We start from the raw sequence: 24,259 nt of genomic DNA, 5'->3' as shown, positions 1-24,259 counted from the left end.
CATACATCTTCGGCAAGGGGTTACGCCGCTGCGGTAGAGCGGAAACCGGGAAATTTCCGGAGCTTGCCGCAATAATGGGTCTGCAATCTGCCACCACCGTCGCAACCGGCCTGCTTGACAGGCTGTGGCGCGATGCGTCAGGCAACACCCTGGGCATGCTTGCAGCCGCGTTGGTGCCCTTGCTGGCCATGGTCGGCGGCGGGATCGACATGGGCCGTTCTTACCTGTCAGAAACCCGCCTGCAGCAGGCCTGCGATGCCGGCGTGCTGGCCGCCCGCAAGAAATTGGGCTCGGCGGTCGTCACCACCGGGACCGTTCCGGCCGATGTGGTCGATGTCGGAAACCGGTTCTTCAACGTCAACTTCCGCGATGGCGCCTATGGCACCAGCAACCGTTCGTTCCAGATGACGCTGGAAGCGGACTATACGATCAACGGTTCGGCCAGCGTCGACGTGCCGACCACGATCATGAACATGTTCGGCTATGCCAATGTCGATGTGGCGGTTGAATGTTCGGCCAAGCTGAACTTCTCCAACACGGACATCATGTTCGTGCTCGACACGACCGGCTCGATGTCGTTGACCAATCCAGGCGATACCCAGCCCCGGATCGACGTGCTGCGCGGCGTGGTGAAGGATTTCCACGCCCAGTTGGAAGGCAGCAAGAGCCCCGGCACGCGGATCCGCTATGGGTTCGTACCTTACTCGACCAACGTCAACGTCGCCGGGCTACTCAAGGCTTCGTGGATGGTTGACCGCTGGAATTACCACGGCCGCATCCCGCACGATACGGGCACCACTGTTACCGGTCCGATCGTGAAGCAGGAATGGATCTATGTCAGCGGCACGGCGGCCTGGGGCACAACCTATTACGACAGCTCATGTCCGGCTTCGACGACGACCTGGACCGAAGTGGGCCATTGGTTCGATGCGGACGGGACCGAGAACTGGGAATATGTTCTGAACGGAACCACCTATTCCTGCTCGTGGTTGGATTCGACCACGGTTGAAGTTTCTCCCTATACATACACCGACTACCGCTACATCTATCGCTACAAGGATCTTGGCACCCAGACGATCCCGCTGTGGGACTGGCAGTACCAGACCATGAACAATGTCGATGTCACGTCGCTGAAGAACACCAGCGCGAACACAATGAAGACCAACAGGACCATCGATTTCCCGAACATGGCCGGGAATGCGAACAACCCCTCGAAACTGGATGCAAACTTCAACGGCTGTATCGAAGAGCGCGATACCTATGAAATCGACGATTACGACAATGTCGATTTCGGCCGGGCGCTCGATCTCGATATCGACCTGGTCCCGACCGCCGGCAACCCGGCAACGCAGTGGCGACCGATGCTGCACGAGGCTTCGTTTGTCCGCGCGATGGACTGGGGCGGCAACGGCAGCTTCGAGACCGGCACCTCTTTTGCGACCTGGGACTATCTCAACGCCGGTTGGGCCGGATTGTCGGCCTGCCCTGCCCCGGCGCGCAAGCTTGCCGAAATGGATGCCGGACAGGTCGCAAGCTATGTCGACAGCCTGTACGCAGATGGCAGCACCTATCATGACATCGGGATGATCTGGGGCGCCCGCCTGCTTTCGCCTAGCGGCCTGTTCGCCAGCGAGAACGCCGACCAGGCTGGCAAGCCGACCAGCCGACACATGATCTTCCTGACCGACGGGGAAACCGCGCCGCTGGACCTGTCATATGGCACCTATGGTATCGAAGGGATCGATCGGCGGCGCTGGTCGCCGGGTTCGGCCCAGACGCTGACCGAAGTGGTTGAACGTCGCTTTGCGGTCGCCTGCGCCGAAGCCCGCAAGCGCAACATCACCGTTTGGGTGATTGGCTTTGGTGTCAGCCTCAACCCGGTCATGACCGAATGTGCCGGCGCTGGACACTCCTACGAAGCTGCCGACGCGGCCGAGCTGCAAGACATTTTCTCCAAGATCGCCGCGCAGATGGGCGAACTGCGGGTGACGAAATGATCCGCCGCCTGTTCAACCGCTTGCGCCGCGATCAGCGCGGGGTTTCGATCATCGAGTTTGCGCTGCTCGCGCCGACCCTGATGGTCATGCTGTTCGGCCTGATGGACCTGGCTTACAGCATGTACACCTCGCAGATGCTGCAAGGTTCGATCCAGACAGCCGCGCGCCAGGCGACTATGGAGGGTGCCGCGTCCAATTCGGCAGGGATCGATGGGCTGGTCATAACGGCCGTGCGAACCCTTTCCCCCAATGCAACGCTGACCTTCAGCCGCACTTCCTATTCCAGCTTCACCGAGGTGGGTCGTCCGGAGGACTACACCGACCTCAATACCAATGGTACTTGCGATGCCAACGAGCCGTTCGAGGACGCCAACGGCAACGGCAACTGGGATCTCGATCCTGGGCAGGCCGGGTTTGGGGGCGCGCGCGATGCTGTGTTGTATCGCGTCGATGTCAGCTATCCTCGGCTTTTCCCGATCTATGCCTTCATTCCGGGGCAAAGCAGCACCAATTCGCTGAGCGTCAGCACCGTTCTGCGTAACCAGCCTTACGGCCAGCAGGACACGGCTGCTCCCACGCTGGGTAACTGCGCATGATTACGCTTCGAAGCCTCCGCCGCTTGCTGCGCAGCACGTCCGGCGTTGCCATGACCGAGTTCGCACTGGGCGCGCCGTTCCTGCTCATGGCAGGACTTTGGGGAACCGAGACCGCCAACTTTGCATTGGTCAATATGAAGGTCGGCCAGCTGGCGGTTCATGTTGCCGATAACGCCTCGCGCGTCGGAGATACCTCTACCCTGCAAGATCGCCGCATTTACGAATCCGACATTCTGGATACCTTCATCGGCGCGCAAATTCAGGGCGGACCGGGCATGACCCTGTTCGATCGGGGGCGGGTAATCATCTCCAGTCTGGAAGTGAATGCCAGCGGAGAACAATACATCCATTGGCAGCGCTGCCGTGGCGCGCTGCAGGTTGAATCTAGCTTCGGCAAGGCCGGCGATATCCTTCCCAACGGAATGGGCGCGCCTGGCAATGAAGTGCTGGCCCAGGATGGTGACGCGGTGATCTTTGTGCAGATCAACTATACCTATCAGCCGCTGATCTCGTCCGCCTTTGTCGGGACGCCGGATATCTCCTCGATCGCCACCTTTACGGTTCGCGATGACCGCGATCTCAGCCAGATCTACCAGCGCGATCCGGCTTTGCCCGATCCGGTTCAAAGCTGCTCGACCTTTTCGGGTCAGATCACTTTGGGCAGCGATGGCTCGGTCACCAGCAGTAGCGGGGGTAGCACGACCGGGGGTTCCACGACCACTTCTGGCGGATCGAGCACAACGACGACCGGCGGAGGGAGCACGACCACCACCGGCGGTTCGACAACTACGACCGGTGGTTCGACGACTACGACCACGGGAGGAGGCACCACAACCTCAACCGGTGGCAGCACTACCACCACTACCAGTGGCGGCGGCGGCAAAGGTGGCGGCAAGGGCGGCGGGAAGAAGGGGCCCTAAGCCCCTACCCCTAAGCGATCAGCGATAGCAGACCTTTTTCACCGCCGCGACGATCCGCGGTGCGTCGATGATCGCTGCCTTTTCCAGGTTCGCGGCATAGGGCAGCGGCACGTCCTCATCGCAAACCCGCAGGACCGGCGCGTCGAGATGATCGAAGCCGTCTTCCATGCAGATCGCCATGATCTCTGACGCGATCGAACAGACCGGCCAGCCTTCTTCGGCAATCACCAGGCGGTTGGTCTTGGCCAGCGAGGCCAGTACCGCCTCACGGTCGAGCGGGCGCAGGGTCCGCAGATCGAGCACTTCGGCTTCGATCCCCTCACCTGCCAGCGTTTCGGCGGCTTCGAGCGCGAGGCCGACGCCGATCGAATAGGACACGATCGTCACGTCGCTGCCCTCACGCATGATCCGCGCCTTGCCGATCGGCAGGACGTGATCGTCAAGCTCGGGCAGCTCGAAGCTGCGGCCATAGACGAGCTCGTTTTCGAGGAAGACCACCGGATCGTCGCTGCGGATCGCGGCCTTGAGCAGGCCCTTGGCATCAGCGGCGTCATAGGGCGCGATTACTATCAGGCCGGGGACGCTGGCGTACCACGGGCCGTAGTTCTGGCTGTGCTGTGCGCCGACCCGGCTGGCCGCCGCATTGGGGCCGCGAAACACTACCGGACAACGCATCTGCCCGCCCGACATGTAGTTGGTCTTCGCCGCCGAATTGATCACGTGATCAATCGCCTGCATCGCGAAGTTGAAGGTCATGAACTCGACGATCGGACGCAGCCCGCCCATCGCCGCGCCGACCCCGATCCCGGCAAAGCCGTATTCGGTGATCGGGGTGTCGATTACCCGTTTGGGTCCGAACTCGTCCAGCAGGCCCTGGGTGACCTTGTAGGCGCCCTGATACTGGGCGACTTCCTCACCCATCACGAAGACGCGCTCGTCCCGGCGCATTTCCTCGGCCATCGCATCGCGCAGGGCTTCGCGGACGGTCGAGGTCTTCATGTTGGTGCCGGCGGGAACAGCCGGGTCTTCGGCGCGCGGCTGGGCCGGTGGCGGCGCGGTAGCCGCAGGCGCGGTGGCGGGTGCTTCCACTTTGGGCGCAGCGGCTGGAGCGGCATCCTCGCCCTCCCCGCTGATCGTTGCGATCACCGTGCCGACCTTGACCCCCTCGGTCCCTTCAGGAACCAGGATCGCGCCGATCACGCCTTCGTCGATCGATTCGAATTCCATCGTCGCCTTGTCGGTCTCGATCTCGGCCAGGATGTCGCCGCTCTTGACCGTGTCGCCGGCCTTGACCAGCCACTTCGCCAGGGTCCCCTCCTCCATCGTCGGGGACAGCGCGGGCATTTTCAGTTCGATCGCCATCAGTAGCTCTCCACCAGCACGTCGGTGTAGAGTTCGGTCATCTCAGGCTCCGGTGAGTTTTCTGCAAAATCAGCAGCTTCGTTGACCTTGCTGCGAATCTGCTTTTCGATTTCCTTGAGGCGTTCCTCGGTCACGCCGCGCTTCAGAAGCTCGGCCTTGGCGCCGTCGATCGGATCGCGGTTGTCGCGCATTTCCTGCACTTCCTCGCGGGTCCGGTACTTGGCCGGATCGGACATTGAGTGGCCGCGGTAGCGATAGGTTTGCAGCTCCATCAGCACCGGCCCGCGCCCCGAGCGGACATGCGCCACCGCCACTTCGGCGGCGGCACGAACTTCGAGCACGTCCATCCCGTTGACGCTCATCCCGGGGATCCGGAAGGCGGTGCCGCGGCGGTGGAAGTGTGTCTCGGCCGAACCGCGGGTCACCGCAGTGCCCATGGCATAGCCGTTGTTCTCAACCACGAAGATCACCGGCAGATTCCACAGCGCCGCCATGTTGAAGGCTTCGTAGACCTGGCCCTGGTTGGCCGCGCCGTCGCCGAAGTAGGCCATGCACAGACCGCCATCTTCGTTGTATCTGTGTGCGAAGGCCAGCCCCGCCCCCAGCGGCACCTGCGCGCCGACGATGCCGTGCCCGCCGTAGAACTTGTGCTCGGTCGAGAACATGTGCATCGACCCGCCTTTGCCCTTGGAAATCCCGGCGCCGCGCCCGGTCAGCTCGGCCATGATCACCTTGGGATCGATCCCGTAGGCCAGCATGTGGCCGTGATCGCGGTAGCCGGTGATGACGCTGTCCTTGCCTTCTTCCAGCGCCGACTGCAGCCCGACCGCGACCGCTTCCTGGCCGATGTAGAGGTGGCAGAACCCGCCGATCAGGCCGAGGCCATAGAGCTGCCCGGCCTTCTCTTCGAACCGGCGGATCAGCAGCATCTGCTCGTAGAATTTCAGCAGCTCATCATCGCTTGCCGCATAACGCGGGTTTGCCTCATGCGCTTCCTGAAGGCTGCGCAGTGCGAAGGTTTCATCGTCCGCAGCTGCCTTGGCAGGCGCTTTGCGGCTCGAACCGGACTTGGCCAATGTCGTATCCCCTGGGGTATGGAACTACCCTTCCGCCTATAGGCCAAGGCGCGGCAGAGGCAATCCGCCGCATACGAATTTGATCTAACGTTTTGGCAAATAGATTCGGCGGCGACGTAACGTCACTTGATGATCAGAACGACTTCGTCCGGATGCACGACGTTGAGATTCGCGCGGAGCAGCTGGCCGGCCATATCGGGATCGACCTGACGCGGATCTAGCAGCGCGACCCGGTTCTTCAGATCCTCCCGCTCAACCTTCAGCTGCGCAAGTTCTTTCTGGCGTTCGGCCAGCAAGCGATTGTTTTCGCTCCAGGCCAGGAGCCCGCTGGGGCCGACGAGCACCCAGGCACCCATCGCGAGCAGGCTGAACAGGGCAAGCCCCTGGGTCAACCTTTCCTTCGCCAGCCTGGGTTCGTTGCGTCCGACCATGTGCTCTTAGAATCATAGTTAATTCAGCAGTTCAAGCGGAAAGTTTGAAGAACCGCGGAAATGCGGGGCTAAGTGGATCTGCGGAGGGGGAATGTGGTGCGCCCGACGGGATTGTCCTGCGCTGCGCTCCGGACGTCTCCGCTACGCTCCGACTCCGAACGGTGCGATCCCCGATGCATCGCACCACCTTATGCCACTGCCTTCGGCAGCAGCATCAAGTGGTGCGCCCGACGGGATTCGAACCCATGGCCCCCAGATTAGGAATCTGGTGCTCTATCCGGCTGAGCTACGGGCGCACTCGGAGAGGGTCTCTAAGCGGTAGGGCGCTCTCGGGCAAGCCGTCGACGATCAGTTGAGATTATCGGGCGAGGCGACCGGAAACGGCAGCGGCATCACCGCGATGCCTTCCTCCACCAGGTCCTTGGCTTCTTCCAGCGTCGCCTGTCCGTGGATCGTTTCGGTGTCACGCTCGCCATAATGCATTTCGCGAGATTGCTCGGCGAAGTCCTTGCCAACCCAGCGTGATTGCTTGAGCGCCTGAGCTTGAAGCTCGGCCAGTTTGGCCATCACCGCCTGGGCTTCCGGTGGCAGACCGCCACCGACCACCGACTGCGCCGGTTTGGCCGAGGGCATCTGATTGCCTTTGCGGGCAACGGCGGGTGCCATCGGTGCCTTGTCGATCTCGGGCGACCCGCAGTGCGGGCATGAAACCAACCCGCGTTCGCGCTGGCTGGCATAGTCTTCGGACGAGCCGAACCATCCTTCGAAGCGGTGACCGGCCGGACAAGCGAGATCAAAAACGATCACGGCGAAATCGGCTGTTTGTTGAACAGGCTGGGCAACTGGCTGCGCACGGCCTTGATCCGGTCGTGATCGATCTCGGCGAACCCCAGCCCCGATGCTTCGCCGTCCATTTCGAGCAGGACGTCGCCCCAGGGATCGATCACCATGCTGTGACCATAGGTTTCCCGGCCATCTTCATGCAAGCCAACTTGCGCCGCGGCGACAACGAAGGCGCTCGCCTCGATCGCGCGGGCCCGCTGCAGCACTTGCCAGTGCGCCGCACCGGTCGGCCGGGTAAATGCCGCCGGTATGGAAATGACGTCGCATTGGGCCCGCCCCAGCGCCTCGAACAATGCCGGAAAGCGCAGGTCATAGCAGATCGTCAGGCCGAGCCGGCCGACCGGAGTTTCGACCGTGACCACTTCCTCGCCAGGAGCGTAGGCGGCGGATTCTCGCCAGCTTTCGCCGGTGTCGAGATCGACATCGAACATGTGGATCTTGTCATACCGCGCGGCGACATCGCCGCTGCTGTCGATCACGAAGGTGCGGTTGGCCCAACGGCCGTCCTCGCGCAGCACCGGGATGCTGCCGATCGAAAGCCACATGCCGGCCCGCGCCGCAGCATTGCGCATCGCCGCCAGCACCGGGCTCTGGTCTTCAGGCACCACATTGGCGGTCGCACGCTTGCGATCGCGATCGAGCATGCCGGACATTTCCGGAGTGAACAGCATCGTCGCTCCGCCCATGTCCGCCGCACCGACGGCAGAGACCATCGCCGCAGCATTCGCCTCGGGATCGATCCCCGAAGTCATCTGGAAGATCGCGATACGGGTCAAAGCTTACAAACCCAGCAAGGGGTCGAGTTTTCCGGCACGTTCCAACGCCTGCATATCGTCGCAACCGCCAATCGCCTGATCATCGATGAAGATCTGCGGCACGGTCATCGCGCCGGGTGCGCGCTCCCGCATTTCGGCTTTCTTCGGGCCGCCCAGGGTAATGTCATACTCCGCAAAGTCGACGCCCTTTTCCTTGAGCAGGGCCTTGGCCCGCACGCAATAGGGGCAGCCCCACTTGGTATAAATCTCGACCTTGGGCGTGGACACGTGCGCACTCCTCTTGAAACCAGGCTTCGCTACCATATCTCGGGTGCGAAGTCATGGTCCGCAAGGCATGTCCTGAGCATGTCGAAGGGGGATGGCTTCACGGGACGCCGATCGTCGGGTCCCAGACCACATGATTGCTCAAGCAGAGGATTGTGACATGAACCGTTTTGATTTTACCCCCTACCGCCGCACCATGGTCGGGTTCGACCGGCTGTTCGACTTGCTCGAAAACCAGAACCGGATGAACAGCGGCGACAATTACCCCCCGTTCAACATCGAGCGCCGCGGTGACGATGCCTATCGCATCACCCTGGCGGTGGCCGGATTCAAGCCGGCCGACATCGACATTACCGCCCAGCAGAACCTGCTGGTGGTTCAGGGCAAGAAGGCTGACGACGCTTCGGCAGGCCAGTTTTTGCACGTCGGGATCGCCCAGCGCGGGTTCGAACGCCGCTTCGAACTGGCCGACTACGTCCGGGTCGAAGACGCGAACCTGGAAGACGGCCTGCTGTCGATCGACCTGGTCCGCGAAGTGCCCGAAGCGATGAAGCCCAAGAAGATTTCGGTCGGCACGCAAAAGACCCTCAGCGTCGTCAAGGACGCCAAGGACGAAGGCGATACCAAGGCCGCTTGAGCCAGATTGCACCGTGTTGAAATAAATTGGGGGTGGGCCTCTCAGCCCACCCCCGCGACGCTTTCGCGCCGCCCCGTCGCATCGCGATCATCCGGGTCGCAGAAGATGATCAGATCGCAACAAGCCCAAGCATTACCCGGCTTCTTTGCCGGTGGAAAGCGTCCTGCCAGTTACCCTATTTGAAGGCAGCGTAAAGAGCGACCAACAAACGGAGTTAAGAAAGTTTTAGCCATTCAAACCGGGCTGCTCCTAAGTGGCAGAGCCGCCTTGGAAAAAGCCCCGGCTTGACCGAATTGCAATTTACATCGCGGTAAACAAGGCCTCCCGGATTCTTCCCTCAACACCGTGATCCAATTGCGAATCAGTCTTGATTTGGCTGACTAGCGGGCGGCCGATTCGGGCTCAAGCGCGACCCTCAATCCAAGCCAGAATGATCGATGAACGACTTTGCCGGACTTAGACCAGGCGAGCCTGCTGCAACGCCGCCGCGATGAACCCGGCGAACAAGGGATGCGGGTCGAACGGGCGGCTTTTCAGTTCCGGATGGAACTGCACCCCGATGAACCACGGATGGTCCGGACGTTCGACAATTTCCGGCAGCAGGCCGTCAGGCGACATGCCTGAGAAAACCAGACCGCCCTGCTCGAGCGCTTCGCGGTAGGCGCCGTTGACTTCATAACGGTGACGGTGGCGTTCGCTGATCGAGGTTGCTCCGCCATAAATTGTCGAGACATGGCTGTTCGCGCCAAGCTTGGCCTCATAGGCACCAAGCCGCATGGTTCCGCCCAGATCCGTATCGGCGCCGCGCGTTTGCAGGCCTTCCGGGCTCATCCATTCGGTGATGATCCCGACCACCGGCTCGCTCGTTTCGCCGAACTCGGTCGAGCCGGCACCGGCAATTCCGGCAGTGTTGCGCGCGCCTTCGATGCAGGCCATCTGCATGCCCAGGCAAATCCCGAAGAACGGCACCTTGCGTTCCCGGGCAAAGCGGACCGAGGCGATCTTGCCTTCGGTCCCGCGCACCCCGAAGCCGCCCGGAACCAGGATCCCGTGCATCGGCTCCAGCTTATTTACGATCTCGTCGTCCCCGGCTTCGAACAGTTCCGCGTCGATCCACTTGATATTGACCTTGACCCGGTTGGCCATGCCGCCGTGGACCAGCGCCTCGTTGAGGCTCTTGTAGGCATCGGGCAGGCCGACATACTTGCCGACTACCCCGATCGTCACTTCGCCTTCGGGATGCTGGTAACGATCGACAATATCGGCCCAGCTCGAAAGGTCGGGTGCCTGGCTCGACAGGCCGAAGTGATGCAGCACTTCGGCATCGAGCCCTTCGGCATGATACTGCAGCGGCACCGCATAGATGCTGCTGGCATCGAGCGCGGGGATCACCGCTTCCTTGCGGACATTGCAGAACAGCGCGATCTTGGCCCGCTCGTTGTCGGGCAAGGGATGCTCGCAGCGGCACAGCAGAATGTCGGGCTGAACGCCAAGGCTGGTCAGTTCGCGGACCGAGTGCTGGGTCGGCTTGGTCTTGAGCTCACCCGCAGCCGAGACATAGGGCACCAGCGTGACATGGACCGAGCAGAACCGCTCGCGCCCCAATTCATTGCGCATCTGGCGGATCGCTTCGATGAACGGCAGGCCCTCGATATCACCAACCGTGCCGCCGATTTCGCACAGCACGAAATCGAGATCTTCGGTATCGGCCAGGGCAAAGCGCTTGATCTCGTCGGTAACATGCGGAACCACCTGGACCGTTGCCCCCAGATAGTCGCCCCGGCGTTCCTTGGCGATAATGTCGCGGTAAATCCGGCCCGAGGTGATGTTGTCGGCCTGGCGCGCGGAAACGCCGGTGAAGCGTTCATAGTGCCCTAGGTCGAGATCGGTCTCGGCCCCGTCGTCGGTCACATAGACTTCGCCGTGCTGATAGGGGCTCATCGTCCCCGGATCGACGTTCAGATAGGGATCGAACTTGCGAATCCGGACCTTGAATCCGCGCGCCTGCAGCAGAGCTGCGAGGCTTGCCGCCATGAGACCTTTGCCGAGCGAGGAGACCACGCCGCCGGTGATAAAAATGAACCGCGCCATGGGAATCGCGCCTTAAGCCGAAAGGGGGGGACCCGGCAAGCGCAGCCTGCCGCAATCCACAGTTGCGGGATGACAATCACCGTCGCCCCGGCCCGGAAGGCCGATCTGGCGACGTCTCTTGCTGCTTGATTACTGCTTCTTGGCGGGAACGCTGAGCGGATCGGCCGCGCCAGGCGTGGGCGATGCGGCCGGCGTCGGGGTAACCGGGATCGAGCCGCCTTCAAGCGGGTTCGAGGCCGGTTGTGCGCCCTGCGGGATCGCCGAACGATTCAGCGTATCCTCGATCGGGCGGTCGCTGCCGGTGCTGGCGGCCAGCGCCGCAAGCAGGATCGACATGCCGACGAACAGCGTCGCCAGGATTGCTGTGGTGCGGGTCAGGAAATCGGCCGCGCCGCGTGCCGACATCAGCCCGGCCGGGCTACCACCCACGCCAAGGCCGCCGCCTTCGGACTTCTGCATCAGGATCACGACGATCAGCAGGAAGGCAATGATGGCCTGAACGACGGTCAGGAAAATGAAAAGCGACATGGCGGTCCCGGGAAAAGAAGATCTGTTGGCGCGCATCTAGGCGCGCGCGGGTGCAGTTGCAAGCGGTGGCGCTATTCGGCGCCGGGACCGGCAGCCGCCAGCACGATCGCGAGGAAGCTGTCGGCGGTCAGGCTGGCGCCCCCAACCAGGGCCCCGCCCACCTCGTCTGCGCCCAGCAGCTCTTCGGCATTTTTGGCATTGACCGATCCGCCATAGAGGATCTGCACCCCGGCTCCGTCTTCGCCGTAGATCGCGGAAAGCCGGGCGCGGATCGCGCGGTGCATCGCCCCGACATCCTCGACCGAGGGAACCCGGCCGGTGCCGATCGCCCAGACCGGCTCATAAGCCACGGTAACCCGCGCGGCCACGCCCTCGCCTTGCGGCAATGAGCCGTCGAGCTGCTTGCAGACTACCTTCTCGGCCTTGCCGGCATCGCGCTCTGCTTCGGTCTCACCAACGCAGACAATCACTTCAAGACCGGCTGCCAGCGCGGCTTCGGCCTTGGCTTTGACGGCGGCGTCATTTTCACCGTGCAACGCACGGCGTTCGGAATGGCCGACGATCACGAACTGCGCCCCGGCATCGGCCAGCATCGCCGCGGAAATGTCTCCGGTAAAGGCGCCGGAAGCTTCGGCATGGCAATCCTGCGCTCCGATCAGCGCGGCCTGGACGGCATCGGCCATGGTGTTGACCAGGGTGAACGGCGGAGCGATCCCGACGCGGACGCCGGGGCAGCGCGCTGCGCCGCGGTCGATTGCCCGGGCTTCGGCCAGCATGGCGCGATTCCCGTTCATCTTCCAGTTGCCGACGATAAAAGGCCGGTTGGACATGGTTTTCCCTCATTCAAACGCAGTTGCCCGGCTCAGACGGCGGGCTTCCCCTCGCGACTAGGCGAGTGGTTGGCGGCTTGTCAAAGGACTTGCGGCAAAGTGCGGGGGACGGTGGCCCCTGGGCCATTGCCTGACCGGTCAATGATGCTAAAGCCCGGCCCGATGCGCCGACAGTCGGCGTGAAACCAATTCTTGCGAGCGAGCAATGATCCAGTCCTTCCGCAATTTCTTCCAATCCAAGTGGGGCATTGGCGCCACGCTCGGCTTTGTCGCCCTGATTGCGCTGGCCTTTGCCGGCGGTGATGTGGCCGGAACAGGCGGACTGGGTAACTTCGGCGGGGCCAGCAACCTTGCCAAGGTTGGCCGGGAAAAGGTTGAAAGCACTGAGGTAGAGCGTTCGATCAACACCATTCTCACCCGCATGCGGCAGAATGACCCAACCGCAAGCGTCGCCAGCTTTCTTGCGAAGGATGGGCTTAATGACCTGCTGGGCTATCTAATTGACCGCAAGGCCGCGCGGCAATGGGGACAACGCCACGGAATCTACATCGGTGAGCGCCTGATCAACAGCGAGATCGCCAAGATCCAGCGGATCCAGGGGCCGGATGGCAAGGTCAGCCCGCAGCTCTACCGCCAGTTCCTGGCCGAACGCGGCATGACCGACGCCGAATTCCGCCAGGAAATTGCCGAGGACCTGATGGTGCGCCAGTTGACCGGTTCGAGCGCAATGGGCGTCCAGGCACCGAACAAGCTGACCGTGCGTTATGCAGCAATGGTCACCGAGCGCCGCAAGGGCGCGATCGTCACCCTCCCCGCCGTTGCCTTTGCTCCCTCGGCTCCGCCGAGCGAGGCCGAAGTCAACCAGTGGTATGCCAGCCACAAGGGCGATTACGCCCTGCCCGAGCGCCGGACGATTCGCTACATCACCTTTGGCGACAATGTGCTGAAGAGCGTCCCGGCCTCGACCGAAGCGGAAATCGCCGCGCGCTACAACGCCAACAAGGCCAAGTACGCGCCGACCGACAAGCGCAAGCTTTCGCAGCTGGTCCTGCCGACCGAAGCCGCCGCCAAGGCAATTGCCGCAGAGGCCGCCGGCGGCAAGTCGCTCGAAGCGGTTGCCGCTTCCAAGGGCCTCGCCGTTGCGGCGCTTGGCACCATGGCCAAGGATGACTTCGCGCTGCAAAGTACCGCCGATGCCGCCAATGCCGTGTTCTCCGCGCCCAAAGGCAAGGTGCTCGGGCCGTTCAAGGGGCCGCTTGGCTGGCTGATCGTGCGGGTGGATGGCAGCGAAGGCAATCCAGGCAAGACGCTCGACCAGGCCCGGCCCGAACTGCTCAAGGAACTCGCCGAAGAAAAGCGCCGCGCCGCGATTGCCGAATTCTCGGCCCGGATCGAGGACGAGATCGTCAACGGAGCCACCCTGGCCGATGTCGCCAAGGAACTGAACCTTCAGGTCCAGGAAACCGCGCCGTTGACTGCCGACGGCAAGGTCTTTGGCAAGGAAGGCCAGGCCGCGCCCAAGGACGTGACCCCGCCGGTATTGCAGGCGGCGTTCGCGATGGAAAACGAACGCGCACCGCAGCTGACCGAACTTGAGCCCGGCAAGACCTTCATGATCTTCGATGTCGGCTCGATCGTCCCCGCCGCGCCGCCGCCGCTGGCCGAAATCCGCACCCAGGTAATTGCCGACGTGCAGCAATCGAAGGGTGCCAAGGCCGCCAAGGCCGCTGCGGACAAGCTCAAGGCCGCGCTGGAAAAGGGCGTGCCGATTGATGTTGCGGTCGCCTCGCTGGGCGTTTCGCTGCCGCCGATCGACCGGGTCGACAAGCCGCGGATGGAAGTCCAGTCGCAGGGTCCCAATGCCTCAAAGCCCGAACTGCTGCTGTTCAGCATGGCGAAGGGCAAGGTCCGCCTGCTCGCCGCGCCGCGCAACCGGGGCTGGTATGTGGTCACCGTCAGCGAAGTGATCCCCGGCACCGTTACCAAGGACGACAAGCGTCTTGCCGGACTGCAGGACAGCCTGCGCCAGGCCTATGGCGGCGAGTACAACGACCAGCTGGGTGCCGCGATGCGCAACGAGGTGGGCTCGAGCCGCAACGAGGGCAACATCGACGCGCTCAAGAAGCGGCTCGAAGGCAGCCGCTGATCGGTAGTCGGATGAGCGCTGCGCGTGCCCGGAACTGGACCTCAGCAGCTGCGGCATTGGCTTCGGGCCAGCCCGGGCTGATCTGGCGCAAGCTGGTCGCCGATACCGAAACGCCGGTCGGCGCTGCGCTCAAGCTGATCGAGGACGGACGCGGCGATTTCCTGCTCGAATCGGTCGAGGGCGGCGAGGTGCGCGGGCGCTACAGCCTGCTGGGGCTCGATCCCGACCTGGTGTTCCGCGCGACCGGCGCGCAGGCCGAGGTCAACCGCAATTGGCGGCTCGATCGGGCCGCCTTCGCGCCGCTGACGGGCGATAGCCTGGCCGAGCTGCGGGCGCTGGTCAGTGAATGTCGGATCGACGTTCCGGCCGAACTGCCGCCGGTGCTGGCCTGCCTTGTCGGCTATTTCGGTTATGAAACCTACGGCCTGGTCGAAAAGCTGCCCCGCCCACCCGAAAACCCGCTGACCCTGCCCGATATGCTGTTCGTGCGCCCGGCGCTGATCATGGTGTTCGACCGGCTGACCGATGACCTGTGGTGCGTCGCGCCGGTCTGGCCCGGTAGCGGCGATCACGCGCTCGAACAGGCCGAAGAACGGATCGACGCGGCATTGGCCCGGCTGTCCGCCGCGCTTCCGGTTTTCCGCCCCGATGTGACTCTGCCCGAACCGGTGCTGACCCCGACCATGGCCCCGGGCCAGTACCGTGACATGGTGCTGCGGGCGAAGGATTATATCGAGGCCGGCGATATCTTTCAGGTGGTACTGGCGCAGCGCTTCACCACGCCCTTCACCTTGCCCCCTCTGGCGCTATACCGCGCGCTGCGGCGGGTGAACCCTTCGCCGTTTCTCTATTTCCTCGACCTGCCGGGCTTTGCGCTGACTGGATCGAGCCCGGAAATCCTGGTCCGGGTGCGCGATGGCGAGGTCACCATCCGCCCGATCGCCGGCACCCGCCCCCGCGGCGCCGCGCCCGAGGAAGACCGCGCCAACGAGGCGAGCCTGCTGGCCGACCCCAAGGAACGCGCCGAGCACCTGATGCTGCTCGATCTGGGCCGCAACGACGTCGGCCGTGTCGCTGAAACCGGCACCGTCAAGGTGACCGAGAGCTATACTGTCGAGCGTTACAGTCATGTGATGCACATCGTCTCCAACGTGGTCGGACGGCTTGATGCCGCCAACCACGATGCGATTGATGCGGTCTTCGCCGGCTTCCCTGCCGGCACGGTCAGCGGGGCGCCAAAGGTTCGCGCCTGCGAAATCATTGCCGAGCTGGAACCCGAAACGCGCGGTGCCTATGCCGGCGGGGTCGGCTACTTTGGGCCCGACGGTAACCTCGACAGCTGCATCGTGCTGCGCACCGGAGTAGTCAAGGACGGCATGCTCCACGTTCAGGCCGGTGCCGGCATAGTCGCCGACAGCGATCCAGCCTACGAACAGCGCGAATGCGAAGCCAAAGCCGGGGCGCTGATTGCTGCGGCCAGGGAAGCGGTTCGGGTAGCCGGCGAGGCCGGGTTCGGGCAGTGACTTGATTAACTTCAAAGGAGTTGTATCTTGTGGTCATGGCAAGCAACCCAAATAAGTCCAAAGTCTCCAGCACTCGGCTAGGTAGAAGCGCTGCGACGGGCCATTTTGTGTTGAAGCCGGCTGGCGGGCGCGCCGCGACAAGGCAAGGACGCCCCATCCCACAGAAGCCGCAACAAGAGCGCCGTTGAACCAGCTTGAGCGTCGTTTCATCCCCAGACGACGTCTTCATCAATTGTCCGTTCGACGCGGACTATAACCCGCTCTTCCAAGCTATTGTATTCACCATTTTTGCTTGTGGATTTCGTCCGCGTTCCGCCAAGGAAATCGACGATGCTGGTCATACCCGATATGAAAAGATCATGCGAATTATCGGCGAATGTCGTTACGGAATTCACGATATCTCCCGCACCGAATTAGATCCCGTATTCAATCTTCCCCGATTCAATATGCCTTTCGAATTGGGCCTGTTTCTCGCAGCCAAGCAATTTGGCGGCGACGATCATTCAAAAAAGCGTGTGCTGGTTTTGGACACTGAGTCCTATCGCTACCAGCGGTTTCTATCCGACCTCAACGGGATGGATATTACAGCACACAATCATGACCGGTACGTACTGGCCCGTGCGGTCAGAAATTGGTTGGCTAACGTATCGCGCCGCAGGCTTGTCTCGGACCTGAGAATAGCCAATTTGTTGGGGCGGTTTCTGGCTCAATTGCCCAATCTGGCAGAAAATCAAGGGTATGAGCTGGCACATCTGCCATACGTCGATTTTGAGTATCTTGTTACGGACTGGCTCCTGAGTTGAAGCCGTCGGAGGGCCGCGAAATACCGAATTCAAAAACTTCGAAGGAGAAAGCCATGTCGGACAAGCCAGTTGCACTCGTTACCGGCTGCTCCACCGGGGTTGGGCTTTACACTGCGATCCGCTTGGCCGAGGCGGGCTACAAGGCGGTCGCGACCATGCGCGATGTCTCCAAGCAGCAGGCGCTGTTCGATGAAGCCGCCAACGCAGGTGTCGAAATTGAGGTCCGGCCGCTCGATGTCTGCCATCAGGCTTCGATCGATACCGCTGTCGCCGCCGTCATGGCTGCGCATGGGCGGATCGACCTTTTGGTCAACAATGCCGGTGCGGGGTTCCTCGGCTCGGTCGAGCACACCGGCGATGCTGACTTGCGGCGGACGATGGAAACCAACTTCTTCGGCGTGTGGAACCTGACCCGGGCGGTCCTGCCGCATATGCGGGCGCAGGGCAGCGGACGGATCATCAGTGTGACCAGCGTCGGCGGCCTGCTCGGCCAGCCCTTCAACGAAGCCTATTGCGCCGCCAAGTTCGCGGTCGAGGGGATGATGGAGGGCCTCGCCCCCTTGGCTGCCCAGTTCGGAGTGCAGGTCTGCCTGGTCGAGCCGGGCCCGATCAACACCGAATTCGTCGCGAGCGTGCGCAGCACCTCGCAGGATGCCCTCGCTGCGATGGCCGAGCCCTATGCCACGCTAGCCCAGCGCTACATGGCCAGTTCGGGCAATGTCTTCGCCACCTATGGCCAAACCGGCGACGATATCGCCCGCATCATCGCCGACCTGGCGGTTGCCGAAGGCCCCGATTTCCGGACCATCACCAGCGATTTTGCCAAGGCGATGGTTGCCAGCAAGGTCGTGGACCCTACTGGCAACAGCGTTATCAAGATTTTCAACGACCGGCTGAAGGGCTGACCGATGCGCAAGTTCCTGTTTCTCCTCCTCGCCCTGATCGCCACCCCGCTTCACGCCGAGGACTGGCAGAAGCGCGCAGCTGAGCGCGATGTGCGGTTGCCGGGGTTCCGCTTCGGCACCGGCGAGACGATGGACCTGCGGATGCACGTCACCACGCTCGGCACCCCGCGCCGCAATGCCGCGGGAGAGATCGACAATGCGGTGATGGTGCTGCACGGCACCGGCGGTTCCGGATATCAGTTCTTCCGCCCGCAGTTCGCCGACGAACTTTATGGCCCCGGACAGCCGCTCGACATCACCAAATGGTACGTGATCCTGCCCGACAGTATCGGCCACGGCAAAAGCTCAAAACCCAGCGATGGCCTGCGGATGGCTTTTCCGCGCTATGGCTATCTCGACATGGTCGCGGCGCAGCGGCGGATGCTGGTTGAAGGCCTGGGCGTAAAGCAGCTGCAGCTGATCCTGGGCACCTCGATGGGCTGCATGCACGGCTTTGTCTGGGGTACCGAATATCCCGGCTTTGCCCGCCGCCTCGCCCCGTTCGCCTGCAACACGATGGAAATCGCCGGACGCAACCGGATGTGGCGGCAGATGTCGATCGATGCGATCAAGGCCGACCCGCTGTGGAACGGCGGGAACTATACCCAGCAGCCGGAGAGCGGCCTGCGCACCGCGCGCTACCTCTCGATGATCGCCGGGGGTAACCCGGTTGCGCTCCAGGCGCAGTATCCGACCCGCGAGGGTGCGGTGAAGTACCTGAACGAAGCCTATGCCGCCCGCGCCGCCAGCGATCTGGATGCCAATGACCAGATTTATCAGCTCGACAGCTCGCGCGATTACAATCCGCTGCCCAAGCTGCGGCAGGTGACAGTGCCGGTGCTGTGGATCAATTCGGCCGACGACTTCATCAACCCGCCCGAACTGGGTCTGGCGCAAAAGCACGCCAAACTGATGCCGCGCGCGCGGTTCATCCTGATCCCGGCCAGTCCCGAAACCAAGGGCCACGGCACCCACACCTGGGCGAAGTTCTGGAAAAAAGACCTCGCCAAGCTGCTGGCGACCAAGTGATGAGCGAGCGCCGCACCCTCTATCCGCCGATCGAGCCTTACGCGTCGGGCATGCTCGATGTCGGCGATGGCCACAGCATCTATTGGGAGCGCTGCGGCACGCCGGGGGGCAAGCCGGCGGTGTTCCTCCACGGCGGGCCCGGCAGCGGGATCAGCCCGAAGCAGCGCCAGCAGTTCGATCCGGAGCTTTACGACGTGCTGCTGTTCGATCAGCGCGGCTGCGGCCGCTCCACGCCGTTTGCGGGGCTGGAACACAACACCACCTGGCACCTCGTTGCTGATATTGAGCGGCTGCGGGTGATGGCGGGCCACGAAAAGTGGCTGGTGTTCGGCGGATCATGGGGATCGACGCTCAGCCTTGCCTATGCCCAGACCCATCCCGAACGGGTCAGCGAGCTGGTGCTGCGCGGGATCTTTCTCGCCAGCCAGGCCGAATACGACTGGCTCTACAAGTACGGTGCGAGCGAGCTTTACCCGGAAGCCTGGGACGAATTCGTCGGCCACATTCCGGAGGCCGAGCGCGGCGACATCCTTGCGGCCTATCAGCGCCGCCTGACCAGCGATGATCCCGCCGTCCGCCTCGCCGCGGCCAAGGTCTGGTCGATGTGGGAAGGCGTCACCGTCACCCTGCTGCCCGACGCCGAGATGCTGGCCGATTTCACCGCCGACGATCACGCGGTCGCAGTGGCGCGGATCGAGAACCACTATTTCCGCAATGACTGCTGGCTGGAGCCCGGCCAGTTGCTGCGCGATGCCGACAAACTGCGCGGCATTCCCGGGATCATCGTCCAGGGCCGTCACGATTGCTGCACGCCCCCGGCAGCCGCCTGGGCGCTCAAGCAGGCCTGGCCCGAGGTTGAGCTGCAGATCGTCCCCGATGGCGGGCACCTGTTCACCGAGCCGGGGATCACCGACGGGCTGGTGCGGGCGAGCGACCGGTTTGCGGGCAAGCTGCAAGATTGAAATCGGGAGCGTCAGTCGGTCCCCTGCCCCCGGTCGTCATCCTGAACTTGTTTCAGGATCCATTTCTCCACCGGCCCTACGATACGCTGGTTTGATACAACCGAGCGGTTTGCGACCTTGCAGCACGCGCTAGAGATAAAGGCACGATGGACCCTGAAACAAGTTCAGGGTGACGAAGTCGGGGAGTAGTGCAGTCGTTGTTACGCCCCATCAAGCAAGCTTATCTGGCAAATCGGTGACAGCGCGCCTATGTGCGCTGCCATGAGCGCCGCCGACATCCTCGTCATCGACAATTATGACAGCTTCACCTGGAACCTGGTCCACTACTTGATGGAGCTGGGCGCCCGGGTCGAGGTCGTCCGCAACGACGCAATTTCGGCCGGACAGGCGGTTTCTAGCGGGGCCAAGGGTTTCCTGATCTCGCCAGGTCCCTGCACTCCCAACGAAGCCGGTATCAGCCTCGATCTGGTCGCGGCCTGCGCCGATGCCGGCAAGCCGCTGCTGGGCGTGTGCCTGGGGCACCAGTCGATCGGCCAGCACTTTGGCGGCCAGGTCGTGCGCGGCGGGCTGATGCACGGCAAGACCAGCCAGGTCAGCCATGACGGCACCGGGCTCTATGCCGGCCTGCCCTCACCCTTCATGGCGACGCGCTATCACTCGCTGATCGTCGATGACGTACCCGATGGGCTGGTGATCAACTGCACCTCGGATGATGGCCACGTGATGGGCTTTCGCCACCGCGAACTGCCGATCCACGGCGTCCAGTTCCACCCCGAATCAATCGCGACCGAGCATGGCCACGAAATGCTGGCCAATTTCCTGCGGATCGCGGGGGTCGAGCCCAAGGTCCTGGCGTGACCCTGGAAGAAGCCGAAGCGCTGTTCGGACAAATCCTCGACGGCCAGGTGGCTGACGAGGACATCGCCGCAACCCTGATCGAACTGGCAGAGCGCGGCGAGACTGCCGCGGAAATCGCAGGCGCGGTGCGGGCGATGCGGGCGCGGATGAAGCGCGTTGCGGCTCCCGAAGGCGCGATCGACGTCTGCGGCACCGGGGGCGACGGGCAGCACAGCGTCAACGTTTCGACTGCAGTCGCGCTGGTCGTCGCGGCCTGCGGGGTGCCGGTCGCCAAGCACGGCAACCGCGCGGCTTCCAGCCTGGCCGGCGGCGCCGATACGCTGGAGGCGCTTGGCCTCAACCTCGCGCGCGCCTCGGACCTCGCCGAGCAGACCCTGCCCGATCTCGGTATCGCCTTTCTGTTCGCGCAGGCCCATCACCCGGCGCTGGCCCGGGTCGCGCCGATCCGCAAGGCGCTGGGGCGGCGGACGATCTTCAACCTGCTCGGCCCGCTGGCCAATCCCGCCGGCGTCACGCGGCAACTGGTTGGCGTCGCCAGTCCGGCGCTGATCGCGCTTTACCGCGATGCGATGCAGCTGCTCGATATCGATGCGGCGATGATTGTTTCGGGCGCCGAAGGGCTCGACGAACTGTCGATTTCGGGGACAAGCTACTTCGCAACGATCGGCTTACCCCCACTGCCCGCCGAAGTCCGGCCCGAGGATGCCGGCTTGCCCAGCCACGATCTGGAGCAATTGCGCGGCGGCGATGCCATGTTCAACGCCGAAGCGCTGCGCCGGATGCTGATGGGCGAACCCGGCGCCTACCGCGATGCCGTCCTGCTCAACGCCGCCGCCGCGCTGCTGGTCGCCGGGCAGGCTGAGGACTGGCTTGAAGGGGTGGAAGAAGCTGCCGAAGCGCTCGACAAGGGCCTCGCCAAGGCGCTGCTGGATTGCTGGATCGAGACCGTGAAATGACCGACAAACTCGCTGAAATTTGCGCCACCAAGCGCGAGGAAGTGGCGGCGCGCAAGGTACTGGCTTCGCTGACCGAGCTGGATGCACGCGCCGCCGCACAATCCGGCCCCCGCGGGTTCGAGGCGGCGCTGCGGAGCAAGGAGGCCTCTGGCTTCGCGCTGATTGCCGAGATCAAGAAGGCCAGCCCCTCCAAGGGCCTGATCCGCGCCGACTTCGATCCGCCGGCCCATGCCCGCGCCTATCGGGCTGGCGGCGCGACGTGCCTGTCGGTGCTGACCGATGCGCCCTATTTCCAGGGGCATGAGGACTACCTGATCGCCGCGCGCGCCGCTTGTGACCTGCCGGTGATCCGCAAGGACTTCATGGTCGATCCCTGGCAATGCGCCGAGGCCCGCGCGATCGGGGCCGATGCGATCCTGATCATCGTTGCCGCGCTCGATGACGGCATGATGGCCGAGATCGAGGCTGCGGCACGCGAGCGTGGGATGGACGTGCTGGTCGAAGTGCATGACGAGGCCGAGCTGGAGCGTGCGCAGGCACACCTCCGGTCAAAGCTGATCGGGGTAAACAACCGCAATCTCAAGACGTTCGAAGTCGATCTTGGCACGACCGAGCGGCTTGCTGGGCTGGTTGCGGATGATGTCCTGTTGGTCTGCGAAAGCGGAATCGGCAGCCATGCCGATTGTCAGCGCATGGCCAAATGCGGGGTGCGCACCTTCCTGGTCGGCGAGAGCCTGATGCGTCAGGCCGATGTCGCGGCGGCGACCCGCGCGCTGCTGCAGGGCTAAGGCATCTGTCCTACAAGCCCGCACTGTGGCAGATTGCTGAAATGACCTTGTTCCCAGCCCGCGCAATCCCGCCCTTTTGCGGCGAACCAGCACGTAAGGTAACAGCCCTTTTTTCGATCCCTTCAACCCTGTGCATGTTGTCAAGTTATTCAGCCTGCGGGACATCAAGATGAACAAACTCACGCACCTTGATGAGCAGGGCAAGGCCCGGATGGTCGAGATCGGCGGCAAGGCCGAAACACGGCGTGTGGCCATTGCCGAAGGCCGGATCGCCATGTCGGGCGAAGCCCTGGCCGCGATCCGCAACGGCGCCGTGCCCAAGGGCGACGTGCTGGCCGCGGCGCGGATCGGCGGGATCATGGCCGCCAAGAAGACCGCCGAACTGATCCCGCTGTGCCACCCATTGCCGCTCGATGCGGTGACGGTCGATTTCGCGATCGAGCAGGGCGCGGTCAAGGTTACCGCCAGCGCCTCGCTCAGCGGGAAGACCGGGGTGGAAATGGAAGCATTGACCGCCACTTCGGTCGCACTTCTGACAATCTACGACATGGCCAAGGCGATCGACAAGGCGATGGTGATCGGCGGCGTCCGGCTGATCGAAAAGCGCGGCGGCAAGTCGGGCGACTGGAAGGCCGCAGGCTGATGGCGCTGCTTTCGCTGGCCGAGGCACAGGCACGGCTGCTCGCGCTGGCCGTCCCGCTGCCGGTCGAGCGGATCCCGGTCCATGAGGCGCTGGGCCGCTACCTGGCCGAACCGGTGACCGCGCGGCGGACCCAGCCTCCAGCCGATCTTTCGGCGATGGATGGCTATGCCCTGCGCGCCGCCGACCTGCCCGGCCCCTGGCGGGTGATCGGGGAAAGCGCTTGCGGCCATCCCTTTGCGGGCCAGGTCGGGCCGAGCGAGGCAGTCCGGATCGCGACCGGCGCGCTGATTCCCGCGGGGATGGACATGGTGCTGATGCAGGAGGACGCACACCGCGATGGCGATGCGCTGATCCTCACCGGCACCCCGCCCCAGCCCACTGGCCGCCATATCCGCCGCACCGGGTTCGATTTCAGGCAGGGTGCTACTCTGCTTGCTGCGGGCGAACGGCTCACCCCGGCGCGGATCGCCTTGGTGCTGTCCGGCGGATACGGCCACGTCGCCGTGCGGCGCATGCCGCAGGTGCTGGTGATCGACAGCGGGGATGAATTGTCAGCCGATCCAGGTGCCTGCGCGGATCATCAGATCCCGGCCAGCAACGGTGCGATGCTGGCGGCGCAGATCGCCGCGGCCCTGCCCGCAAAGGTCGAACGGCTTGGCCCGGTGCGCGACAGCCTCGAAGCGCTGGGTGACGCTCTAGACGGGGCCGGCCAATTCGACGTGATTGTCACCAGCGGCGGCGCTTCTGTGGGAGACCACGATCTGATCCGCCCGGCGCTGGCGGCCTGGGGGGCCGAGCTCGATTTCTGGAAGGTCGCGCTCAAACCCGGCAAGCCGATCATGCTGGCGCGCAAGGGCACGCAGCTGGTGCTGGGGCTGCCGGGCAATCCGGTCTCCAGCAGCGTCACAGCGTTCTTGTTCCTGCTGCCGCTGCTGCGCGCGCTGTCTGGCGCGGCCAGCCCCCTGCCCCAGGCGATCACGACCGAAGCCACGGAGGACCTGCCCGCCGGCGGGACCCGGCAGGAGTTCCTGCGCGCCGCCTGGGACGGCCGCCGGATCACGGCATGGCTCAATCAGGATAGCGGCGCGCTGGGCGCTCTCGCCGCGGCAAACGCGCTGATCGAGCGTCCAATCGATGCTCCGCCGGTGACGGCTGGAGAACCGGTTTCGGCCTATCTGCTCGAGAATGGCGGAATTGCTTGACTCGATTCGCTTTGTTGCATACTTGTTCCGCATTCGTTCACTGAACGGCGCTGG

The 24,259-nt window shown here is 63.5% G+C and carries 24 protein-coding genes and 1 tRNA gene; 15 read left to right on the top strand and 10 right to left on the bottom strand.

The features are described from left to right. Positions 1-74 precede the first annotated feature (74 nt). Genes B2V17_RS11590 through B2V17_RS11580 form a run of 3 tightly spaced genes read left to right on the top strand, consistent with a single transcriptional unit; the run spans position 75 to position 3,513 of the window. Positions 75-1,997, top strand: coding sequence for a VWA domain-containing protein (locus B2V17_RS11590; protein WP_292997813.1), 1,923 nt, complete (start codon positions 75-77; stop codon positions 1,995-1,997). Then, positions 1,994-2,593 carry a TadE/TadG family type IV pilus assembly protein gene (locus B2V17_RS11585; RefSeq protein WP_292997811.1) on the top strand — a complete coding sequence of 200 codons (600 nt, stop codon included), beginning with the start codon at positions 1,994-1,996 and terminating at the stop codon, positions 2,591-2,593. Before B2V17_RS11590 ends, B2V17_RS11585 begins: the two co-directional genes overlap by 4 nt. Positions 2,594-2,643: 50 nt before the next feature. After that, positions 2,644-3,513: a hypothetical protein gene (locus tag B2V17_RS11580; protein WP_292997809.1), complete on the top strand. Its 870-nt coding sequence runs from the start codon at positions 2,644-2,646 to the stop codon at positions 3,511-3,513. Positions 3,514-3,531: 18 nt separating this feature from the next. Here the strand turns inward: B2V17_RS11580 and B2V17_RS11575 are convergent, their stop codons facing one another. The 7 genes from B2V17_RS11575 to grxC form a co-directional block, all read right to left on the bottom strand. Continuing rightward, positions 3,532-4,875: a pyruvate dehydrogenase complex E1 component subunit beta gene (locus B2V17_RS11575; protein ID WP_292997807.1), complete on the bottom strand. Its 1,344-nt coding sequence runs from the start codon at positions 4,873-4,875 to the stop codon at positions 3,532-3,534. Continuing rightward, positions 4,875-5,951 (bottom strand): pyruvate dehydrogenase (acetyl-transferring) E1 component subunit alpha, encoded by a 1,077-nt coding sequence (gene pdhA, locus B2V17_RS11570; RefSeq protein WP_292997805.1) that lies wholly within the window; start codon positions 5,949-5,951, stop codon positions 4,875-4,877. The genes B2V17_RS11575 and pdhA overlap by 1 nt, the downstream gene beginning before the upstream one ends. A gap of 122 nt (positions 5,952-6,073) precedes the next feature. Further along, on the bottom strand, positions 6,074-6,382 hold the full coding sequence (locus B2V17_RS11565; protein ID WP_292997803.1) for an FtsB family cell division protein: 309 nt from the start codon (positions 6,380-6,382) through the stop codon (positions 6,074-6,076). 219 nt (positions 6,383-6,601) lie between these two features. Beyond that, positions 6,602-6,678: transfer RNA gene (locus B2V17_RS11560), tRNA-Arg, on the bottom strand. A 52-nt stretch (positions 6,679-6,730) separates the two neighbouring features. Then, positions 6,731-7,189 (bottom strand): DUF1178 family protein, encoded by a 459-nt coding sequence (locus tag B2V17_RS11555; RefSeq protein ID WP_292997802.1) that lies wholly within the window; start codon positions 7,187-7,189, stop codon positions 6,731-6,733. Continuing rightward, positions 7,186-8,001, bottom strand: a complete 816-nt coding sequence (locus B2V17_RS11550; RefSeq protein ID WP_292997800.1) for a carbon-nitrogen hydrolase family protein — start codon at positions 7,999-8,001, stop codon at positions 7,186-7,188. Before B2V17_RS11550 ends, B2V17_RS11555 begins: the two co-directional genes overlap by 4 nt. A gap of 3 nt (positions 8,002-8,004) precedes the next feature. Then, the gene (grxC, locus tag B2V17_RS11545; protein WP_292997798.1) at positions 8,005-8,304 is read right to left on the bottom strand and encodes a glutaredoxin 3; all 300 of its coding nucleotides are present in this window, start codon (positions 8,302-8,304) and stop codon (positions 8,005-8,007) included. A 121-nt stretch (positions 8,305-8,425) separates the two neighbouring features. Here grxC and B2V17_RS11540 point away from each other — a divergent pair, with 121 nt between their 5' ends. Continuing rightward, entirely contained in the window at positions 8,426-8,902 is a 477-nt protein-coding gene (locus tag B2V17_RS11540; RefSeq protein ID WP_292997796.1) for an Hsp20 family protein, read from the top strand. Positions 8,903-9,358: 456 nt separating this feature from the next. Here B2V17_RS11540 and B2V17_RS11535 read toward each other — a convergent pair whose 3' ends face one another. The 3 genes from B2V17_RS11535 to tpiA all read right to left on the bottom strand — a co-directional run bounded on the left by B2V17_RS11535 (position 9,359) and on the right by tpiA (position 12,351). Then, positions 9,359-10,993: a CTP synthase gene (locus tag B2V17_RS11535; protein ID WP_292997794.1), complete on the bottom strand. Its 1,635-nt coding sequence runs from the start codon at positions 10,991-10,993 to the stop codon at positions 9,359-9,361. 129 nt (positions 10,994-11,122) lie between these two features. Continuing rightward, a complete protein-coding gene (gene secG, locus B2V17_RS11530; protein ID WP_292997792.1) occupies positions 11,123-11,521 on the bottom strand; it encodes a preprotein translocase subunit SecG in 399 nt (132 codons plus the stop codon). Positions 11,522-11,592: 71 nt separating this feature from the next. Further along, positions 11,593-12,351: a triose-phosphate isomerase gene (gene tpiA, locus B2V17_RS11525; protein WP_292997790.1), complete on the bottom strand. Its 759-nt coding sequence runs from the start codon at positions 12,349-12,351 to the stop codon at positions 11,593-11,595. 205 nt (positions 12,352-12,556) lie between these two features. Here tpiA and B2V17_RS11520 point away from each other — a divergent pair, with 205 nt between their 5' ends. From B2V17_RS11520 to B2V17_RS11470, 11 genes are all read left to right on the top strand, one after another. Next, positions 12,557-14,497: a peptidylprolyl isomerase gene (locus B2V17_RS11520; protein WP_292997788.1), complete on the top strand. Its 1,941-nt coding sequence runs from the start codon at positions 12,557-12,559 to the stop codon at positions 14,495-14,497. An 11-nt stretch (positions 14,498-14,508) separates the two neighbouring features. Continuing rightward, complete coding sequence (gene trpE, locus B2V17_RS11515) at positions 14,509-16,020, top strand: anthranilate synthase component I (RefSeq protein ID WP_292997786.1); 1,512 nt, start codon at positions 14,509-14,511, stop codon at positions 16,018-16,020. A 194-nt stretch (positions 16,021-16,214) separates the two neighbouring features. Then, the gene (locus B2V17_RS11510; protein WP_292997784.1) at positions 16,215-16,823 is read left to right on the top strand and encodes a hypothetical protein; all 609 of its coding nucleotides are present in this window, start codon (positions 16,215-16,217) and stop codon (positions 16,821-16,823) included. A gap of 53 nt (positions 16,824-16,876) precedes the next feature. Beyond that, positions 16,877-17,728 (top strand): SDR family oxidoreductase, encoded by an 852-nt coding sequence (locus tag B2V17_RS11505; RefSeq protein WP_292997782.1) that lies wholly within the window; start codon positions 16,877-16,879, stop codon positions 17,726-17,728. A 3-nt stretch (positions 17,729-17,731) separates the two neighbouring features. Beyond that, positions 17,732-18,796, top strand: coding sequence for an alpha/beta fold hydrolase (locus B2V17_RS11500; protein ID WP_292997780.1), 1,065 nt, complete (start codon positions 17,732-17,734; stop codon positions 18,794-18,796). After that, positions 18,796-19,758: a prolyl aminopeptidase gene (gene pip / locus B2V17_RS11495; protein ID WP_292997778.1), complete on the top strand. Its 963-nt coding sequence runs from the start codon at positions 18,796-18,798 to the stop codon at positions 19,756-19,758. Before B2V17_RS11500 ends, pip begins: the two co-directional genes overlap by 1 nt. Before the next feature lie 261 nt (positions 19,759-20,019). Further along, a complete protein-coding gene (locus tag B2V17_RS11490; protein WP_292997776.1) occupies positions 20,020-20,616 on the top strand; it encodes an anthranilate synthase component II in 597 nt (198 codons plus the stop codon). After that, entirely contained in the window at positions 20,613-21,572 is a 960-nt protein-coding gene (gene trpD, locus B2V17_RS11485; protein WP_292997774.1) for an anthranilate phosphoribosyltransferase, read from the top strand. Before B2V17_RS11490 ends, trpD begins: the two co-directional genes overlap by 4 nt. Then, positions 21,569-22,360 (top strand): indole-3-glycerol phosphate synthase TrpC, encoded by a 792-nt coding sequence (trpC, locus tag B2V17_RS11480; protein ID WP_292997772.1) that lies wholly within the window; start codon positions 21,569-21,571, stop codon positions 22,358-22,360. The genes trpD and trpC overlap by 4 nt, the downstream gene beginning before the upstream one ends. A gap of 169 nt (positions 22,361-22,529) precedes the next feature. Further along, on the top strand, positions 22,530-23,003 hold the full coding sequence (moaC, locus tag B2V17_RS11475; protein ID WP_292997770.1) for a cyclic pyranopterin monophosphate synthase MoaC: 474 nt from the start codon (positions 22,530-22,532) through the stop codon (positions 23,001-23,003). Beyond that, positions 23,003-24,205: a molybdopterin molybdotransferase MoeA gene (locus B2V17_RS11470; RefSeq protein ID WP_292997768.1), complete on the top strand. Its 1,203-nt coding sequence runs from the start codon at positions 23,003-23,005 to the stop codon at positions 24,203-24,205. The genes moaC and B2V17_RS11470 overlap by 1 nt, the downstream gene beginning before the upstream one ends. Positions 24,206-24,259 lie beyond the last annotated feature (54 nt).

The sequence above is a fragment of the Novosphingobium sp. UBA6272 genome (assembly GCF_002440635.1).
GTDB lineage: Bacteria > Pseudomonadota > Alphaproteobacteria > Sphingomonadales > Sphingomonadaceae > Novosphingobium.
This window is presented reverse-complemented; position numbering and strand designations above follow the sequence as displayed.

What these genes read in the sequence shown, in the direction of transcription:
- B2V17_RS11590 (WP_292997813.1), top strand. Translation starts at nt 75, where the DNA reads ATGGGTCTGCAATCTGCCACCACCGTCGCAACCGGCCTGCTTGACAGG.
- B2V17_RS11585 (WP_292997811.1), top strand. Translation starts at nt 1,994, where the DNA reads ATGATCCGCCGCCTGTTCAACCGCTTGCGCCGCGATCAGCGCGGGGTT.
- B2V17_RS11580 (WP_292997809.1), top strand. Translation starts at nt 2,644, where the DNA reads ATGACCGAGTTCGCACTGGGCGCGCCGTTCCTGCTCATGGCAGGACTT.
- B2V17_RS11575 (WP_292997807.1), bottom strand. Translation starts at nt 4,875, where the DNA reads ATGGCGATCGAACTGAAAATGCCCGCGCTGTCCCCGACGATGGAGGAG.
- B2V17_RS11565 (WP_292997803.1), bottom strand. Translation starts at nt 6,382, where the DNA reads ATGGTCGGACGCAACGAACCCAGGCTGGCGAAGGAAAGGTTGACCCAG.
- grxC (WP_292997798.1), bottom strand. Translation starts at nt 8,304, where the DNA reads ATGGTAGCGAAGCCTGGTTTCAAGAGGAGTGCGCACGTGTCCACGCCC.
- B2V17_RS11540 (WP_292997796.1), top strand. Translation starts at nt 8,426, where the DNA reads ATGAACCGTTTTGATTTTACCCCCTACCGCCGCACCATGGTCGGGTTC.
- B2V17_RS11535 (WP_292997794.1), bottom strand. Translation starts at nt 10,993, where the DNA reads ATGGCGCGGTTCATTTTTATCACCGGCGGCGTGGTCTCCTCGCTCGGC.
- secG (WP_292997792.1), bottom strand. Translation starts at nt 11,521, where the DNA reads ATGTCGCTTTTCATTTTCCTGACCGTCGTTCAGGCCATCATTGCCTTC.
- tpiA (WP_292997790.1), bottom strand. Translation starts at nt 12,351, where the DNA reads ATGTCCAACCGGCCTTTTATCGTCGGCAACTGGAAGATGAACGGGAAT.
- B2V17_RS11520 (WP_292997788.1), top strand. Translation starts at nt 12,557, where the DNA reads ATGATCCAGTCCTTCCGCAATTTCTTCCAATCCAAGTGGGGCATTGGC.
- trpE (WP_292997786.1), top strand. Translation starts at nt 14,509, where the DNA reads ATGAGCGCTGCGCGTGCCCGGAACTGGACCTCAGCAGCTGCGGCATTG.
- B2V17_RS11505 (WP_292997782.1), top strand. Translation starts at nt 16,877, where the DNA reads ATGTCGGACAAGCCAGTTGCACTCGTTACCGGCTGCTCCACCGGGGTT.
- B2V17_RS11500 (WP_292997780.1), top strand. Translation starts at nt 17,732, where the DNA reads ATGCGCAAGTTCCTGTTTCTCCTCCTCGCCCTGATCGCCACCCCGCTT.
- pip (WP_292997778.1), top strand. Translation starts at nt 18,796, where the DNA reads ATGAGCGAGCGCCGCACCCTCTATCCGCCGATCGAGCCTTACGCGTCG.
- B2V17_RS11490 (WP_292997776.1), top strand. Translation starts at nt 20,020, where the DNA reads ATGAGCGCCGCCGACATCCTCGTCATCGACAATTATGACAGCTTCACC.
- trpC (WP_292997772.1), top strand. Translation starts at nt 21,569, where the DNA reads ATGACCGACAAACTCGCTGAAATTTGCGCCACCAAGCGCGAGGAAGTG.
- moaC (WP_292997770.1), top strand. Translation starts at nt 22,530, where the DNA reads ATGAACAAACTCACGCACCTTGATGAGCAGGGCAAGGCCCGGATGGTC.
- B2V17_RS11470 (WP_292997768.1), top strand. Translation starts at nt 23,003, where the DNA reads ATGGCGCTGCTTTCGCTGGCCGAGGCACAGGCACGGCTGCTCGCGCTG.